The organism is Stappia sp. BW2, from assembly GCF_008107695.1.
Taxonomy (GTDB): domain Bacteria; phylum Pseudomonadota; class Alphaproteobacteria; order Rhizobiales; family Stappiaceae; genus Roseibium.
In genome coordinates this window covers 1-1,310 of sequence record NZ_VIRG01000077.1, presented here as the reverse complement: position 1 = coordinate 1,310, position 1,310 = coordinate 1, and the positions used below count along the sequence as shown (strand labels likewise).

At 55.8% G+C, this 1,310-nt stretch carries 1 protein-coding gene; it reads left to right on the top strand.

Annotated elements, in window-relative coordinates; translation table 11 throughout:
• Positions 1–66 precede the first annotated feature (66 nt).
• A partial coding sequence (gene repC / locus FMN63_RS27645) for a plasmid replication protein RepC (protein ID WP_148587401.1) occupies positions 67–1,310 on the top strand: 1,244 nt, incomplete at its 3' end.

Genomic DNA, 1,310 nt, shown 5'->3' with positions numbered 1-1,310 from the left:
TGCCTGTCTCCCATTCAAAATTCATAGGTCCGGTCGCGTTGGGTCGCTTCCGGAGAAGGGGGACTTATGTCCACTGCTCAGCAGATTGCGAGTTTTCGCAAGGTTTCTGCAGGGGTTCTTGCGAGCGCGCATCTGGCCGCCCAGGATGACCGCCCTGCCGTTTTGAAAAAGGACATTTCTCTTGTCCTCAAACGTGTTGCGCCTGCTCTTGGCATTGAGGGAACGGCGTATCATGTGCTTGATATTCTTCTGGGGCTCGTCCAGGGCGACGATTTCAAGGCCGGCAGACGTCCGGTTGTCGCGATCTCCAATCAGCGTCTTGCGGACTACACTCGAAAAACGACGCGCACCGTTACGCGCTGCCTGAAAAAACTCGTCGAGGCAGGCATTCTCGCCTATCGCGATAGCCCCACCGGCCGCCGCTTTGTCTATCGCGGCAGGTCAGGGGAAGCCGAGCAAGCCTATGGCCTGGACTTCACGCCGGCGTGTTTCAATCTGGAAGCCTTCAAGCAGCAGGCCGATGCCTTTCAGCGGCGTCTCAAAGCCGAGCAGGAAGCCAAACGCACAATCACGCGCTGTTCTCGCGCCGTGGTCGACCTGGTGGCTGCCTTTGGTTCGGAATTCGACACCTTCCTTGAGCGAATTGAGTCTGTGCTGGAGTGGGCCGAGGGGGATGTGTTTGAGCGTGCGGGACGTATCGAGCAAATCTATCTGGATGCCATAGCCGTCCAACAATCTCTCAATGAAGCAAAAATGTCATGCACGGGTGACATTCATGTCGCCCCTTTATTTATTACAACCCAAACCGACTCTCTAAGAAGTAACAACGAACGGACTTGCTCTAACGAGCAAGACAATAAAATTCCTCCTGACAACGGCTTTGCCGTTGAAATGGCTCCAGAAAAAGAGCCTTGCGGCGAGCGCACGGAACAGCAACCACCGAAACCACAAGCGGTAAGGCGAGCGGTAGGCAAACTTCCCGAGACCAACCTCGATGGTGTTTCAATTGGTCTCATTCAGGCAGCCTGTACCCAGGTGCAAAATGAAACCGGGCTCTCGTTCTGTGACTGGTCAGGGCTTTGCCAAGCCGCAGATGCGTTGCGGATTTTGATTGGTCTCAGTCCTGCCGGCTATCAAAATGCCGTGGAGCGGCAAGGGAAATATCTGGCCGCCGCCTGTCTTGTCGTCGTCGCGGAGAAAGCCTTGCGCGATCCGGAGCAAATCGTATCCCCAGGTGGATATTTCCGCGCCATGATCGACAGGGCAGGGGAGGGCAAGTTGCACCTCCACAAATCCCTGCATGGACTGGC